General features: G+C 33.2%; 17 protein-coding genes. 11 read left to right on the forward strand and 6 right to left on the reverse strand.

What is annotated here, in order from left to right; translation table 11 throughout:
• Positions 1-110: 110 nt before the first annotated feature.
• From ACP3TL_RS00765 to ACP3TL_RS00775, 3 genes are all read left to right on the forward strand, one after another.
• Positions 111-1181: an NAD/NADP-dependent octopine/nopaline dehydrogenase family protein gene (locus tag ACP3TL_RS00765; RefSeq protein ID WP_046465866.1), complete on the forward strand. Its 1071-nt coding sequence runs from the start codon at positions 111-113 to the stop codon at positions 1179-1181.
• A 27-nt stretch (positions 1182-1208) separates the two neighbouring features.
• Positions 1209-2600 (forward strand): Na+/H+ antiporter NhaC, encoded by a 1392-nt coding sequence (gene nhaC / locus ACP3TL_RS00770; RefSeq protein WP_046465865.1) that lies wholly within the window; start codon positions 1209-1211, stop codon positions 2598-2600.
• A gap of 124 nt (positions 2601-2724) precedes the next feature.
• On the forward strand, positions 2725-3114 hold the full coding sequence (locus ACP3TL_RS00775) for a hypothetical protein (protein ID WP_285326361.1): 390 nt from the start codon (positions 2725-2727) through the stop codon (positions 3112-3114).
• A gap of 227 nt (positions 3115-3341) precedes the next feature.
• Here ACP3TL_RS00775 and ACP3TL_RS00780 read toward each other — a convergent pair whose 3' ends face one another.
• Complete coding sequence (locus tag ACP3TL_RS00780) at positions 3342-4154, reverse strand: CHAP domain-containing protein (RefSeq protein WP_285336826.1); 813 nt, start codon at positions 4152-4154, stop codon at positions 3342-3344.
• Positions 4155-4651: 497 nt separating this feature from the next.
• Between ACP3TL_RS00780 and ACP3TL_RS00785 the strand changes: the two genes are divergently transcribed.
• From ACP3TL_RS00785 to ACP3TL_RS00800, 4 genes are all read left to right on the forward strand, one after another.
• Positions 4652-5704 carry an LLM class flavin-dependent oxidoreductase gene (locus tag ACP3TL_RS00785; RefSeq protein ID WP_046465862.1) on the forward strand — a complete coding sequence of 351 codons (1053 nt, stop codon included), beginning with the start codon at positions 4652-4654 and terminating at the stop codon, positions 5702-5704.
• A 14-nt stretch (positions 5705-5718) separates the two neighbouring features.
• Positions 5719-6078, forward strand: a complete 360-nt coding sequence (locus ACP3TL_RS00790; protein ID WP_046465861.1) for a DoxX family protein — start codon at positions 5719-5721, stop codon at positions 6076-6078.
• A gap of 350 nt (positions 6079-6428) precedes the next feature.
• Entirely contained in the window at positions 6429-6776 is a 348-nt protein-coding gene (locus tag ACP3TL_RS00795) for a transcriptional regulator, SarA/Rot family (protein ID WP_046465860.1), read from the forward strand.
• 185 nt (positions 6777-6961) lie between these two features.
• Positions 6962-8041 carry a PTS sugar transporter subunit IIC gene (locus tag ACP3TL_RS00800; protein ID WP_046465859.1) on the forward strand — a complete coding sequence of 360 codons (1080 nt, stop codon included), beginning with the start codon at positions 6962-6964 and terminating at the stop codon, positions 8039-8041.
• Between the two features lie 71 nt (positions 8042-8112).
• Here the strand turns inward: ACP3TL_RS00800 and ACP3TL_RS00805 are convergent, their stop codons facing one another.
• The 4 genes from ACP3TL_RS00805 to ACP3TL_RS00820 are packed head-to-tail and all read right to left on the reverse strand — an operon-like array spanning position 8113 to position 11019.
• Positions 8113-8811 (reverse strand): amino acid ABC transporter permease, encoded by a 699-nt coding sequence (locus tag ACP3TL_RS00805; RefSeq protein WP_046465858.1) that lies wholly within the window; start codon positions 8809-8811, stop codon positions 8113-8115.
• A gap of 14 nt (positions 8812-8825) precedes the next feature.
• Complete coding sequence (locus ACP3TL_RS00810; protein WP_069817623.1) at positions 8826-9509, reverse strand: amino acid ABC transporter permease; 684 nt, start codon at positions 9507-9509, stop codon at positions 8826-8828.
• Positions 9509-10273 carry a transporter substrate-binding domain-containing protein gene (locus ACP3TL_RS00815; protein WP_285326357.1) on the reverse strand — a complete coding sequence of 255 codons (765 nt, stop codon included), beginning with the start codon at positions 10271-10273 and terminating at the stop codon, positions 9509-9511. The genes ACP3TL_RS00810 and ACP3TL_RS00815 overlap by 1 nt, the downstream gene beginning before the upstream one ends.
• Entirely contained in the window at positions 10273-11019 is a 747-nt protein-coding gene (locus ACP3TL_RS00820; RefSeq protein ID WP_285326355.1) for an amino acid ABC transporter ATP-binding protein, read from the reverse strand. The genes ACP3TL_RS00815 and ACP3TL_RS00820 overlap by 1 nt, the downstream gene beginning before the upstream one ends.
• A gap of 143 nt (positions 11020-11162) precedes the next feature.
• Between ACP3TL_RS00820 and ACP3TL_RS00825 the strand changes: the two genes are divergently transcribed.
• The 4 genes from ACP3TL_RS00825 (at position 11163) to ACP3TL_RS00840 (ending at position 14886) form a co-directional block, all read left to right on the forward strand.
• Complete coding sequence (locus ACP3TL_RS00825; RefSeq protein ID WP_046465854.1) at positions 11163-12320, forward strand: acyl-CoA dehydrogenase family protein; 1158 nt, start codon at positions 11163-11165, stop codon at positions 12318-12320.
• Between the two features lie 162 nt (positions 12321-12482).
• Positions 12483-13385 carry an ABC transporter substrate-binding protein gene (locus ACP3TL_RS00830; RefSeq protein WP_046465853.1) on the forward strand — a complete coding sequence of 301 codons (903 nt, stop codon included), beginning with the start codon at positions 12483-12485 and terminating at the stop codon, positions 13383-13385.
• A 168-nt stretch (positions 13386-13553) separates the two neighbouring features.
• On the forward strand, positions 13554-14102 hold the full coding sequence (locus ACP3TL_RS00835; RefSeq protein WP_046465852.1) for a biotin transporter BioY: 549 nt from the start codon (positions 13554-13556) through the stop codon (positions 14100-14102).
• A 37-nt stretch (positions 14103-14139) separates the two neighbouring features.
• On the forward strand, positions 14140-14886 hold the full coding sequence (locus tag ACP3TL_RS00840; RefSeq protein WP_046466038.1) for a GNAT family N-acetyltransferase: 747 nt from the start codon (positions 14140-14142) through the stop codon (positions 14884-14886).
• 125 nt (positions 14887-15011) lie between these two features.
• Here the strand turns inward: ACP3TL_RS00840 and fdhD are convergent, their stop codons facing one another.
• Positions 15012-15818, reverse strand: a complete 807-nt coding sequence (fdhD, locus tag ACP3TL_RS00845; protein ID WP_046466037.1) for a formate dehydrogenase accessory sulfurtransferase FdhD — start codon at positions 15816-15818, stop codon at positions 15012-15014.
• Positions 15819-15988: the final 170 nt, after the last annotated feature.

Raw genomic sequence — 15988 nt, forward strand, 5'->3', positions numbered from 1 at the left:
AACTAGTAAAGGTTGAATACCAGTGTTTATAAGAAATCTAAATTGGATATACATTATAGTAATGTTTAAAACACTCATACATACAAATCATTAGAGAAAGAAGGGTATTTATGAAGATAGCAATCGTAGGATCAGGAAATGGTGCTGTTACAGCAGCATTAGATATGAAGCATAAAGGACATGAGGTGAAGTTATATTGTCGAAATCAATCTATTGATAAGTTTGACAAGGCAATAGCACAAGGCGGATTTACGTTTAATAATGAAGGAGAAGAAACGTTTATCGAATTTACTGATATCAGTGATGATATGGAATATGTTGTTAGTGATGCAGAAATCATTCAAGTCATTATACCATCTACATTTATTGAACACTATGCGCGTACGATGGCGCCATTTATTAATGATAAGCAATTAATATTCTTTAATATGGCAGCGGCAATGGCTTCGATTCGATTTATGAACGTCTTAGAAGATATGCGTATAGAAGTTATGCCGATATTTGCTGAAGTGAACACATTAACTTATGGGACGAGAGTGAATTTTGATGAAGCTCACGTGGACTTATCATTAAATGTAAGAAAAGTACATTTTTCAACTTATGATAAAGAACATTTAAGTGACAGCTTTGACAAGATTGAATCGCTATACCCATATGTTGTCAAAGAGGAAAGTCTTTGGAAAACAAATCTTGAGAACGGGAATCCAGAAGTGCATCCAGGTCCAACATTACTCAATGTAGGACGTATCGATTATGCCGATGACTTTGCATTATATGAAGAAGGCATAACGAAACACACCGTTCGTTTACTGCACGCCGTAGAGTTGGAACGATTAACTTTAGGACGTAAGTTAGGCTTTGAATTATCTCCAGCTAAAGAAGCGCGTATTGAACGTGGCTATTTAGAAAGAAAAGATGAAGATGAACCTCTGAATAGATTGTTTAACACGAGTCCAGTATTTTCACAAATCAAAGGACCAAATCATGTGAAAAACCGTTATTTAACAGAAGATATTGCATACGGACTCGTATTATGGTCTAGTCTTGGTCGTGAAATTGAGGTTGAAACGCCAAATATTGATGCCATTATCGTATTAGCATCTACTATTTTAGAACGTGACTTTTTTGAAGAAGGACTCACGATTAATGAATTAGGCAAAGAAAAGCTGGGGCTTAATTAATTTGAACTAACAATAGGGGGACTGTGTATGACAAGACAACCAACATTTTTAGAATCAATTTCTACTATAATAGTAATGATTATAATTGTAATCACAGGATTTGTTGTTTTTGAAATTCCAATACAAGCTTTATTAATTTTAGCGTCAGCATATGCTGCATTTATAGCAAGACGTGTTGGGTTGAAATGGCAAGATTTGGAAGAAGGTATCACACATCGGTTAGCAACAGCAATGCCAGCTATCTTTATCATTTTAGCAGTCGGAATTATCGTAGGTACTTGGATGTACTCTGGGACTGTTCCGGCTTTAATCTATTATGGCTTAGAATTTTTAAATCCTAATTTATTTTTAGTATCTGCATTTATTATATGTGCAATTACTTCAGTTGCCACAGGGACAGCATGGGGCTCTGCGTCTACTGCGGGCATGGCGTTAATGGCTATAGCGACAGAATTACATATTACGCCAGGTATGGCAGCAGGTGCCATAATTGCAGGTGCGGTGTTTGGTGATAAAATGTCACCACTTTCAGATACGACAAATTTAGCAGCTTTAGTAACAAAAGTGAATATCTTTGCGCATATAAGAGCAATGATATGGACGACTGTACCAGCATCAATCATAGGCCTAATCGTTTGGTATTTTGCAGGTAGGCAGTTTGGTGGAAATACTAATACATCACAAGTGAATCAAATGCTTAGCGAATTATCTCAAATTTATAATATAAATATTTTTGTATGGATTCCCTTATTAATCATTATTACGTGTTTATTATTAAAAATATCGACTGTACCTGCAATGCTTATTTCAAGCTTGAGTGCAATCATTGTTGGCGCATTTAATCATGGATTTAATATTGTAGATGGATTTAAGTCCACTTTCGATGGTTTTAATAAAGGCATGGTACCCGCAAGTGGTGGAGAATTATCGGATAAAGCCATTAATTTGGTCGAGCAAGGCGGCATGATGAGCATGACAGAAATCATTGTTACTATTTTTTGTGGGTATGCTTTCGCAGGTATTGTTGAAAAAGCTGGTTGCTTAGATGTTATTTTGAAAACAATATCTAAAAATATTAATTCCGTTGGACAATTGATACTAGCGACTGTAATCGGTAGTCTAATAATGGTACTCGCAGCTGGTGTGGCATCTGTAGTCATTATCATGGTCGGCGTGTTAATGATGGAAATGTATAATGATATGGATTTAGATCGTTCTAATTTATCAAGAACGCTAGAAGATTCAGGTACAATGATTATTCCACTTATTCCATGGGGAACATCAGGCATTTATTATACACAACAATTAGGTGTTTCGGTGGATCAATTCTTTATTTGGGCAGTTCCTTGTTATCTATGTATCATATTCGCAATTTTTTATGGATTTTCAGGTATTGGCATTAAAAAAGCAAAAAGCTAATAAACTAAATGATTTAAAGGTATACAATTAACAGAGAAAAAACAATAACTCTTAATATAAAATATGAATTATAAGTTTAAAAATATATAATTCGGTTATATATAACTATGGATGAGGTGATTCTATGTTATACCTAGTGATAATTGTAGCGATATTACTTTATAAGACCGAATTGTTAGATAGTTCAACGATAATACATGAAATTTTACTAACTACGATATTTGGACTTATTATATTTTGGATTAATTCTCATCGAAATAAGAGTAGCGATACAATTTACTATACGGTTATTATTGTTATATTAACAATCGTATTAGCGATTTTACCGTTGGCACCGACGTCAATAATTTCATTGCAAACGATGTTTATTGTAAGACTTATTTTCTCAGTTGTTTTACTCATAGTAGGTGGATTTGTATTATATAAACGGATAAAAGGTAAGGCTTCAGAAAGTTTTCCGTTACTTTATTTGATGGCCTTTATATATTGGATAGCGATAGCGTATTGGTTTTAAAAAATATAAGACTTTAGAAGTCTGAAACCTAAATAGGGACTGGCCCTATTTAGTAGGAGTGGGATGGAAATCAAATTTTGATTTCTGTCTCACTCCTTTTCCTATTCTATAACATAGTGGAATAATCACTAAAATGCATGATTTTATATTATAAGTAGAATGTCATAAGAAAAAACGGCAAAAAAAAGACAACCCATAAGGATTGTCTTTTTTATTTAAATCATTTATTAGTGAATATAGTTGTAAGATGAAGCTTGGCTAGCTGAGATTGTACGTGAAGTAACAACGCCAGCACCTTGGCCGTAGTTCATTTCAGAAACGTTAACTGAACCGTCGCTGTTTACATTTTCAACATAAGCAACGTGACCCATTGCGCCAGTTGATGATTGTAAGATTGAACCTTGAGAAGGTGAGTTGTTTACAGTGTAACCTGATGAAGCTGCAGCGCTTGCCCAGTTGTTTGCGTTACCCCAAGTAGAACCAATTTTACCGCCAACTTTATCAAATACATAATATGTACATTGACCTGAAGTGTAAAGGTTGCTTGATGAACCTGAAGTGTTAGCCATTGAGTTTGATGAACTTGATGGTGCGCTAGTAGTTGTTACTTGAACATTACTACTTGAAGTAGAAGTTGAAACAGCTCCGCCTCCACCAGTACCTTGGTTATTTGTTGTATATGATTGGTTTGAGTTATTGTTAGTAGCTGTAGAACCGTTTTGATTGTAGCTATAACCACTGTTATTGCTTTGAGCAGCAGTGTTATTGCTTTGAGCAGCAGTGTTATTGCTTTGAGCAGCAGTGTTATTGCTTTGAGCATTGTTGTTGTGACCTTGGTCAGCATTGCTTGGGTTCCAGTTACCTTGCCAAGTGTAATCATAGTTACCTTGTTGGTCTATTGTATATGAATAGCTGTATGATGTTGGATCATTTGGGTTATACCCACCATTGTTATTTTCTGAAGCGTCTGCATCATTTTGTGCAAAAGCAAAAGTAGCGATTCCTGCAGTAGCGATAGTAGCTGTAGCGATTTTTTTCATTGTTAAATTTCCTCCTAATAATTGTAAATCATTTATCCCAGTCTCTTAAAGACATTATTTATAATTTTTTTCGCTGTTTTAACGACAAGAATTACTTTATCAGAAAAATGTCTGTTTGTGGGGTTTGTTATCGTTTTGTAATTTAGTTCTAATAATAAAGTGCTTAATGTAACAAAAAGAAGATGGGCGTTTAAGGCTTAAAAGCCCGTTAATATAATATTTACAAAATTTACAGTGTATAATTGCACTTCAGTTTGTTACAAAGCTGTAAAATAACAGAAAATTACAAACAATAAAATATGAGAGAATTTAGTTATTTAAATATATGAAAAAACACTATAAATAAAGACTATATAAAAAGTATTGAATTAAGGTTAATGTGAATTAAAAGCCTTCTTAATAGGAAAGAAAAGAATTAGAGCATTGAAATTGACATGTTCTAAGGAAGTATTTAATATAGAGGTATAAAAAATATACTTAGTTTGTGAGGTGATTATTTGAAAATAGAACTTGGTTTGACATCATTTGCAGATAATATTGATATTCAGATGGAAAGTGGACGACAAGCAGCTATAAGTAATGGACAAAGAATTAGAAATATAATAGAAGAAATAGAGACAGCTGACCAATATGGTCTAGATGTATATGGTTTGGGAGAACATCATCGAGCAGATTATGCAGTATCTGATCCCGTTACAGTGTTAGCAGCAGCAGCTCGTAATACAACGCATATAAAGTTGAGTAGTGCAGTAACAGTATTATCTTCAGATGATCCTGTTCGAGTTTACGAACGTTTCTCTACATTAAATGCAGTTTCTAATGGACGTGCAGAAATAATGGTGGGCAGAGGTTCATTTATTGAATCATTTCCATTATTTGGTTATGAGTTAAAAGACTATGAACAACTCTTTAATGAGAAAATAGATTTATTAATGACCATTAATAAACATGAAATTGTAAATTGGGAAGGGGAGTTACGACCTTCTATTGAAAACTTAAGTGTTTATCCTAAGGCGGAGCATGGGCCTTTACCAATTACGATTGCAACTGGAGGAACACCAGAATCTTCATTAAAAGCAGGAGCATTAGGATTACCTATAACTTATGCTATAATTGGCGGTGACCCAAAAAGATTTAGAAGAAACATAGATATGTACAAATCTATTGCTAGATCTTACGGACATAATATAAATGAATTGCCTATTGCTACGCATTCATGGGGCTATATTGCTGAAACAGATGAGTTGGCTAAACGTGAGTTTTTCCCATCGGTAAAAGCGAGTCATGATATATTAGCCAAAGAACGGGGTTGGCCACCATATGATGAAAACAGCTTCGATCGTGAAGCAGCTCCACATGGTGCTTTGTATGTTGGAAGTCCGGAAACCGTTGCACAAAAGATAATTGAAACAATTGAAACACTAGGTCTTACTCGTTTTATGCTTCATACACCTGTAGGTTCTATGCCACATGATAAAACAATCAATACAATTAAATTATTAGCAGAGCGAGTAAAGCCTATTGTAGATAAATATTTTGAAAACAAATAAAAGGAGCGTTTATAATGATATTACGTTATTTAACAAATTTAAAATTAGCTAAGGAATTATATGGTGCATCAAAACCTAAACTTAAAGGTGACCAGTCAATGAAAGAATCTTTTGTTGAAGTGTTTAATTTGCCATCAAATGCAGTGCCATTGGCAGGAGCACTTGAAGCATTAAGTGCTGTATTTTTCGTTTTAAGCTTTGCAAGTAAAAGATTATCACGTATTGCATCACTTTTAACAATTTCAGTTTTAGGTGTAGCAGCAATTAAACACTTTGAAGCAGGACATGGTAAAGCAGGTGCTAAACATGCATTAGATTTATCAGGTTTAGCAGCATTAAGCTTCTTAGATACAATTGATATTAAGAAAAAATAATAATGGTTGAACTCAATCATTTAAAATAGCAATCGCTTAAATGCACAGCAAATGTTGGATAATAGTCTAACACGTGCTGTGCATTTTTGTATGAATTTTTATGACATATTTAAGATATCAAAATGCATTATTTTAAATAGAGATATTTGATAATTGAAATTTTTATACCTATGTCTTTTTTTAGTAATAAAAAGGGTGAATGAACCACTAAAATTTAAAAATAAAAATAAAAGATTAAAAAAAGAGTAGGAATTGTTCATATTTTTCATAGTTAAGCATATTGAATTAAAGGCGTTAAATAGGATAAAATTAAGTTATTAACATCAAGATATAACAAAAGGAGTGGTTTTGTGAATGAACAAAATTTCAAGTCACTAAATGAACTTATTGCAACTTATCAACAAGGTAGGAAGTTTTTTAAAACAACGAAAAAGAACTATAAACTAAATTATGAAGAAGTACTGATATTAAATTATCTGTATAATTGTAAAGAAAATGACGTCACTGCAAAAGAAATTGCTCAATACTCAGAATTGAAACCCTACTATTTAACGAAGGCTTTGCAAAAGCTTATCAAAATGGATTTTTTAAATAAAAAAAGAAGCAATATAGATGAAAGAACTGTGGTAGTATATATAAATCAAGCACAACGTGATAAAATTAATGAACTTATAGAGAACTTACAGGAACAGTTTTAAAGTGTGAAAGCTTGATGATAATAAGGTTGTGCGTAAGTCTAAAAGATTTGAATATTCTGAATAATGTAATTTTATAATTATAGTTATATATTGTACAAAAATATGATTTGAGAACCAAATTAAATGTGCTATACTAATATTTGTCGAATGAAAGCGCATACAAAATGGTTTGGAAAGGTGTTTTTATGAATTTATTAATCGGGATCATATTTTTAGGGATTGTTTTAGCTTTGTTTACATTGTTCACGAGTAAAGCACCAAATGGAGGCAAGGCTATGGGGGCTCTTGCTAACGCAGCTATTGCTTCATTTCTAGTAGAGGCTTTTCACAAATATGTAGGCGGTGACTTGTTTGGTATTCCATTCTTAGGTGAGTTGGGTGATGCAGCTGGAGGACTTGGCGGTGTTGCAGCTGCAGGACTTGTAGCTTTAGCTATGGGGGTATCTCCAGTTTATGCATTTGTCATTGCTGTCTCATGTGGAAGTATGGATCTTTTACCTGGCTTTGTTGCAGCTTATATTGCGAGTTTCGGTATGAAATGGATGGAACAAAAATTACCAGATGGGCTTGATTTAATTGCTGCGATTATTGTCATCGCGCCTATTACACGTTTAATTGCTATTGGTACAACGCCTTTAGTAGATGCGACGTTATTACAAATTGGAAATATCATTAAAGAATCTACGACTTCAAGTCCTATTCTTATGGGCATTGTACTTGGTGGTATTATTACTGTTGTTGCTACTGCACCTTTAAGTTCAATGGCATTAACAGCATTATTAGGATTAACTGGTACGCCAATGGCTATCGGTGCTTTAGCAGTATTTGGTTCATCATTTATGAACTTTGTATTATTTAAGCGTATGAAATTTGGAGATCGTAAAACAACGATTTCAGTTGCAATAGAGCCTTTATCTCAAGCAGATATTGTGACAGCAAATCCAGTACCAGTATATTTAACCAATTTTGTAGGTGGTGCGCTCTCAGGTGTAATTATCTCTATGTTTGGTTTAGTAAATGAGGCGACAGGTACAGCTACACCAATTGCAGGGCTTATGGTTATGTTTGGATTTAATAATGCATTAACTGTAATAATTGTGGCACTCATGTGTGCATCAGGTAGTGCACTTTGTGGTTATATAGGCTCAGTTGTTTTTAAAAACTATCCTATAGTTACTAAAGATGAATTACAACATGGCACAATGCCGAAAAAGGTAAAACAATATTATAAACTTAAAGCGCAATGCATGGAAAGTTTAGCTTAAATATAATAAAGTATAAAAAACTGTTTCTGAAATAACATTTCAGAAACAGTTTTTTTGTTTGATATCGTTACCTAAGAAGCATTTGCGCTTAAGTAACGCGTCATATTACGTTCCATTTTTGCAAAGATGAACTCTAATATTATTGCTAACAACCAATAAAATATAGCTGCTACTGTATATACAGGAATAAAACGATAACCTTCATTTGCAATAACACGACTGACTGCCATAATTTCAGTTACTTGAACAGCGAATGCTAGGGAAGTACCTTTGATTAACATAATGAATTGATTTTCTATGTTAGGCAATGCATAAGCAAAAGCTTGTGGTAATACAATTTCTTTATAAATGTTGAATTTTGATAGTCCGACTGTTTGGGCAGCTTCAATTTGATTTTGGTCTACGGATTGAAGACCGCCTTTAATTGATTCAGAAAGATACGCTACGGCATGAAAAGAAAAGACGATAAAGGCAATCGTTAAAGGTGAGAATATGTCAGGAATGATTGTCCAAGAGAACTGATCATTTAAAAAAAGTATAAATGAAGGTATTCCATAATATAGTATGAACAATTGAACGATTAATGGTGTACTTCTAAAAAATGAATTATACACGATTATAAGTTGAGATAAGACAGTCACACGTTTGATACGAATAATCGCAAATAACGTTCCGATAATAAGACCTACGAACATAGCTACAATGGAAATAATAATTGTATTCGGTACGCCTTTAAGTACTTCACTTATAGTATATAGAATGAATGACAAAATGATTTTCCTCCTTAAACGCTATATGGTTTTTGTGTTCGTTTATCAATTAAAGTAAAGGTACCTTGAATAATTAGAGCAATAATCCAATATATGATGGAAATTACGATATAAACCTCTAGCATGCCGAGTCCGTAATTATTTCCAATGATGAGTTTGACTTGTCCCATCATATCGATGATACCAATGGTGAAAGCCAACGAAGTATCTTTTACAAGTTCTATGATTTGAGTCGTTAAATTCGGTATGCTATTTCGTAAAGCTTGAGGTATAATAATATCTTTTAAAATTCTAGGATAAGATAAACCAATTGTTAATCCAGCTTCAATTTGACTATAATCTACGGATTGATAACCTGCTCTGATAATTTCAGAAAGGTATGCACCTGTATGTAAAGTAAAGGCTAAGATAACAAAAAACAATCTACTGAAATGGTTAATATCTATATGAATAAGTAACAATAATTGTGGTAATGCAAAATATACTAAAAAGAGTTGTAATAATAACGGTGTACTCCGTATAAATGAAAGATAAACTCTTACAATAGGAGCAAGTACTTTTGTCTTTTTAATACGAATCATTGCTAAAATAAAACCAAGTATGATTGCGAAAAAGAGTGCAACAATTATCATCAATAAAGTTAAAGGTAATTGTTGCAACACTTGTCCAAACAAATCTAACCAATTGACTGACCCCATTAGTTTGTCACCTCCAATTTATCTTTTTGCTCATTGATTTCACTTAAGTCATCAAAGACATTAATATCAAAATATTTTTTTGAAAGTGATTGTAATTTGCCTTCATCTTTAAGTTCTTGGGTCGCGCGATCCACGTCATCGTGAAGTTTTTGGTGTTTTTTATTATAAACGATATGCAATGGTTCTTTCTTCACAATACCTCCTATTTTAACGTCGGCATTTATTTGTTCTTGTATTGTATTGATGTCGATTTTGGAACTATGGTCTTTATTAAACTGTGTGAGTATAGAATATAAACCACCACTTGGCGCCATAGGAGTAATTTTTTTACCAGGTAAATCTTGTAAACTATGTATGTCACTGTTGTCTTTGTTTACAACTAATAAAGGTAGCGCATAACTGTAAGGCTCATCTTGATAGAGAAACTGTTTTTCACGTTCTGGTGTTTTGAAAAACCAATTTATCCCCATGTCAAACTTGCCTGAACCAATCCCAACTAAATTCGATTCCTCTTCACCGACTTCATATTTAAAATCATATTGAGGTAATTTCTTTTCAATTAATTTCATATAATCCATATCTAAGCCGACAAACTCATTATCTTTATTAGTATATAAATAAGGTGGATTAACTTCAGCAGAAAGTGCTACTTTAACTTCTTTTTTCTGAGATTTACTATCGGAAGCATCATTATTACCACATGCTGTTAGTACGGAAACCATCATTAACATTAATAAAAATGTGAAACTTCTTTTTAATGTCATTAAATGTCACGCTCCGTTTCAACTCTGTTTAAAAAGCGATGGATTCTTTCAGATTTTGAATCTTCCAATACTTCTTGTGGCGTTCCACGATGGATGATTTGCCCATCATCAATAAATATAACTTGATCAGCAATTGCTTTTGCAAATTGTATTTCATGTGTAACGAGTACCATCGTCATACCTTCTTGAGCAATCGATCTAATCAGAGATAAGACGCTTTGAATTGATTCAGGGTCTAAAGCAGAAGTAGGTTCATCTAGTAAAAGAACTTTTGGATTGAGCGCAAGTGCACGAATAATACCTCCACGTTGGCTTTGACCTCCAGATAGCTGAATAGGGTATTTATCTTTTTGATTTAATAAATTCACGCGCTCTAAATAAGATGTGGCAATATCATTAGCTTGTTTGGTATTGTAATTTTGACCATGTATTAAACCTAACGTGATATTTTCAAGTATTGTTTTGTTTTTAAATAAATTGTAATTTTGAAACACCATAGCTGATTTTTTACGTAATTTAGCAATATCTTTATTTGTATGATGTGCAGCATCAAAAATTTCATCCCCGATTTCAATGGTGCCAGATTTAGGAAGTGCGAGTGCATTTAACGTTCTAAGTAAGGTTGTTTTCCCAGAACCACTTGGTCCTATAATTGCAGTAACGGTGCCTTGTTCTTGTGCAAAGCCGACATCGTTAAGTATCGTGTTTTCGTTGTATTTATGTATAAGATTTTTAACTGTAATCATTCAATTTCCCCCAGTATGTCAATAAATACAAAGTATCATATTAAATCTTATCGGTAAAGTAGGATTTATTGCTGAAAAGCTTTCTTTCAATAATGGCGAGTGTTAAACTAAGTTTAAATAGGAGTAAAGTTAATGATGAGGTGATGAAAGTGAATTATTCCGCATTAATACATACGGATATTCAAGAAAAATGGATTGCAAAACTAGATACAGTTAAAACGCAATTTAAAGAGAAAGCGGAATATAATGATATCCATTCGCGTTTTCCTTATGAAAATATTGAATGGTTAGTAAAAGAAGGGTACACACTGCTTACTTTACCTAAAGCGTACGGTGGTGAAGGAGCAACTGTTGAAGATATGGTTATAATACAAAGCTATTTAGGATCTATTGATGGCGCGACTGCACTTTCTATAGGATGGCATTTAAGTGTAGTAGGCCAGTTATATGAACAACAAATGTGGGAACCCAATATGCTAGATCGCTTTGCTGAAGCAGTGAAAAATGGGGCATTAGTAAATCGAGCAGTTAGTGAAGCTGATACTGGTAGCCCAACACGTGGGGGAAGACCTGCGACAAACGCTGTTAAAGTAGATGATGGATTTGTTGTTAATGGAGTAAAAACGTTTACTTCAATGAGTAAAGGGCTGACCCATTTTGTTGTGAGTGCTTATTATGAAGATATCGATCAAGTTGGCTTTTTCTTAATCGAAAAAGATACACCTGGTGTAGAAATTGCAGATAACTGGAATATGGTAGGTATGCGTGCAACTGAAAGTCATGATTTATTATTAAATGATGTACATATCCCACAAGAAAACTTTGTTGAAATAAGAGGCGCGGGTGGTAAAAAACCGAATGGCTGGATTTTACATATACCAAGTGTGTATCTTGGTATTGCACAAGCAGCAAGAGATTATGCTGTTGATTTTGCGAAAAATTATAGCCCAAATAGTATTGAAGGCACAATCGGTGATATACCAACTGTGCAACAAAATATTGGAAAGATGGAAGCGCAATTATTATCTGCGCGCCATTTCTTGTGGAGCACAGCGGCTTTATATAATCAGGAGGTTTCAGGTAGCCAAATATGGAATGAAACCTCAGCAAGTAAAGTGTTAGTAATGAATCAAGGCTTAGAAGTTATAGATATTGCTATGCGTATTGTTGGTGCTAAAAGCCTTCAAATGGAAAGACCATTACAACGCTATTATAGAGATATGCGCGCAGGTTTACACAATCCGCCGATGGAAGATATGGCATATACGAATATTGCACATAGTGTATTAGATCATTTTTAAAAATATATAAATAAACAGTTAAAATACATTTAGACAAATTGTCTAAATGTATTTTTTTGTAATTTAAAAAATGTGAAGATACTTATGATTACTATTGTAAATTTACTTTAGTCATTATATAATCAATTGGTAGTGATAATCATTTTCAATGGAGGAAAATTTATGAAAAAATTATTGTTTCCGTTAATTGCTTTAGTGCTTATTTTAGCAGCATGTGGTAATAATTCGGACAGTGACTCAAAAGCTGAAACAAAGTCTTATAAATTAGATAGCGGGAAAAAGATAGATATACCAAAAAATCCAAAACGTATAGCAGTAGTTGCTCCTACATATGCTGGTGGAATTAAATATCTTGGTGGGAATATTGTTGCAGTAAATGAACAAGTCGATAGTAGTAGCCTCCTTAAAGATAAATTTAAAGATGTTGAAAAAGTTGGCGAGAATGATGTTGAGAAAGTAGCAAAAACGAAACCAGATCTAATCGTTGTATATTCTACTGACAAAAATATTAAAAAATATAAAAAAATTGCGCCGACAGTCGTATTTGATTATGGCAAACATAAATATTTAGACCAACAAAGAGAATTAGGTAAGTTACTTGGTAAAGAAGATGAAGTAAAAGAATGGGAAGACAAATGGAAAGCGCAAACTAAAAAAGACGGTAAAGAAATTAAAGATAAAATTGGTGAAGACGCAACAGTTTCAATTTTTGATGAATTCGAGAAAAAACTATATAGTTATGGACCAAACTGGGGTCGTGGCGGAGAAGTATTGTATCAAGCATTTGGACTTAAAATGCCTGAAAAATTAAATGATTTAGTTGAAAAAGAAGGCTGGGCTGAAGTGAAACAAGAAAAAATAGCAGATTATGCTGGCGATTATATTGTTTCGACAAGTAAAGGGAAATCAACACCTGCTTATGCCAAAACTAATCTATGGAATAACTTACCAGCAGTTCAAAATGACAATGTGCTTGAAGTGCAAGCTGAAACTTATTGGTATAATGACCCATATACTTTAGAATTTATGAGAAAAGATTTAAAAGATAAACTTTTAAATAACTAATATACACGAGTTAAATTAATAAGCATTATAATCAGCTTTAAAAAAGCGCAATTCAACGAATTAACACCGTTGAGTTGTGCTTTTTTTATTATATATAAGATATTGTAAACTTTTTATTTTTAACAGTTAACATTTATGGTATAATTTTTTTCATTAGGAGGATTGACTATGACGACAAAATATTTAGTATACACTGCTTTAATGACAGCAATTATTGGTGTATTAGGATTTGTGCCAGCGATTCCATTACCAATTATGCCAGTACCTATCGTTTTACAAAATATAGGTATTTTCTTAGCGGGAATTTTACTTGGACGTAAATACGGTGCGCTTAGTGTAATCGTATTATTATTACTTGTAGCAACTGGATTACCATTATTATCTGGCGGACGTGGCGGTATAGGTGTATTTGCAGGCCCCTCTACTGGCTTTTTAATCATGTATCCAGTAATTGCATATCTAATTGGTTTAGTAAGAGATTTGTATTTCAAAAAAATAAACTTTACTGTATTATTAGGTACAACAATTATCTTTGGTGTTATTTTATTAGATATTGTAGGTACAATTGTTATGGGGCTTATGACTAATTTACCGATTTCAAAATCAGTGACTTTATCCCTTGTCTTCATGCCTGCGGATTTAGTCAAAGCAGTTATTGCAAGCTTGATTGGTAATATTATGCTGAATCATAGTCGGTTTAAACAATTAATAAAATAAATATATAAGGGTAGGTGATTGAATCGTGGTGATTTCGATGAATGATATATTTCAACAAGGTGATGTTTATGTCGATGATACACTAAAGACAATCTATCTAACACCTGAAGAACCCTTAGTATATGACGTGAATAAATGGGATTATAAACAGATGCCTTCTATTATATCTTGGGAACAAGATATGAAAACTCAATTAGATATGCATAAAAAGCAAGCATCTCATCATTTAGCATTTACGTTTCCTGAGAATACACTTTTAGATCAACAATGGTTAGATAAACTTCAAACATATGAATTTGAACTAGGACTAATGGAACTTTATGCAATTGAGTCACAGAATATAAAAAAACATGAAAATGATCAAATTAAAGTCATGTTTGTTACTGAACAAACATTAGAAGATTATATTACAATTTATCGTCAATTTGCTGAACCCTTTGGCAAGGCGTACGCAGATGAAAGTATTGAAGTAATTCGCAATCAATTCAATAAAGATAGTAAATCTCGTGTAATCGCATATAAAGCAGATGTGCCTGTAGGGATTTTGGATTTAATCATTTCACAATGTACTGTGGAAATTGATGGCTTCGGTGTAGATGAAAGTTATCAGAAACAAGGTATTGGCAGTATGATGCAAACTTTTGTTGCGGAAATAGCTGATACGAAACCGATTATATTAATAGCTGACGGTGAAGACAGTGCTAAGGAAATGTATATCCGACAAGGTTACATATATATAAGTTACTGCTATCAGATTTTAAAAGAAAATGCTAAATACAGTTAATTCATATAATTATAGAAACTGAGACATGAATACTCACGCTCAAAATAAAAAGGGCTCATCCGTATCAAATGGATGAGTTCTTTTTATTTTTAAAAACTTATTTTTGCAAAGGTCTAGATTATAAATTAATCCTCGGACGATTCAACAGGCGTTATGCGTTCCGGATGACTGTAAATGTTGAAATTACCATCTCTAATAAATCCTATGGCAGTAATGTTTAAATCTTGAGCAAGTGTTACTGCCAATGTCGTCGGTGCAGATTTCGATAAGATGACACCAACACCGATTTTTGCAGCTTTGATTAATATTTCTGATGAAATACGACCGCTAAATATCAACACTTTATTACGTACAGGTATATGTCTTTGTATACAATAACCATACAATTTGTCTAATGCATTATGACGACCAATATCTTGACGATGCTCAAAGAAGGTATCTCCATCACTAATTGCAGCATTATGAAGACCACCAGTTTGTTTAAAAATTTTACTGGCGCTTTGCAAACGGGTCATCATATTGAGTACTTGAGTTGGATTTAACACAATTTTAGACATCGAAGTCTTTGCGACTGCCGCGTCATTTTGAAAATAAAACTCTCGACTTTTACCACAACAGGACGCAATCATGCGCTTTGTTGAATATTCGAAACGTTCACCGAGAGATTTGGTCAATTCAACATGAGCAAACCCTTTACTATCGTCTATTTGGATAGATTTTAGGTCACCATTTTTTAAAATAGCTCCTTCAGATGCTAGGAAACCTAAGACAAGCTCTTCTAAGTGGTTCGGGCTACAAATTATAGTCGCAAACTCTTCACCATTTACCATAATTGTTAATGGGAACTCAGTAACGTAATGATCTTTTGTTTCTACTAACTTACCGTTCTCAAACCGTACAATGGGTTGATTGGTCAATATATCTTCATGCATGAGTACACCCCGTTTCATATTCACTTCTCCATTCTAGCGCATTTTTCAATGTAAAAAAAAGATTCAGTTTATGAATAAAGTAAAGGATTTTTAATTTACCATTGTAATATTTATAACAATTTTTAAAATGGTCCAGATTGATTAAAAGGATATATACAAGTAAACTTATA

This window comes from Staphylococcus caseorum (assembly GCF_049943195.1).
Classification (GTDB): Bacteria; Bacillota; Bacilli; order Staphylococcales; family Staphylococcaceae; genus Staphylococcus; species Staphylococcus equorum_A.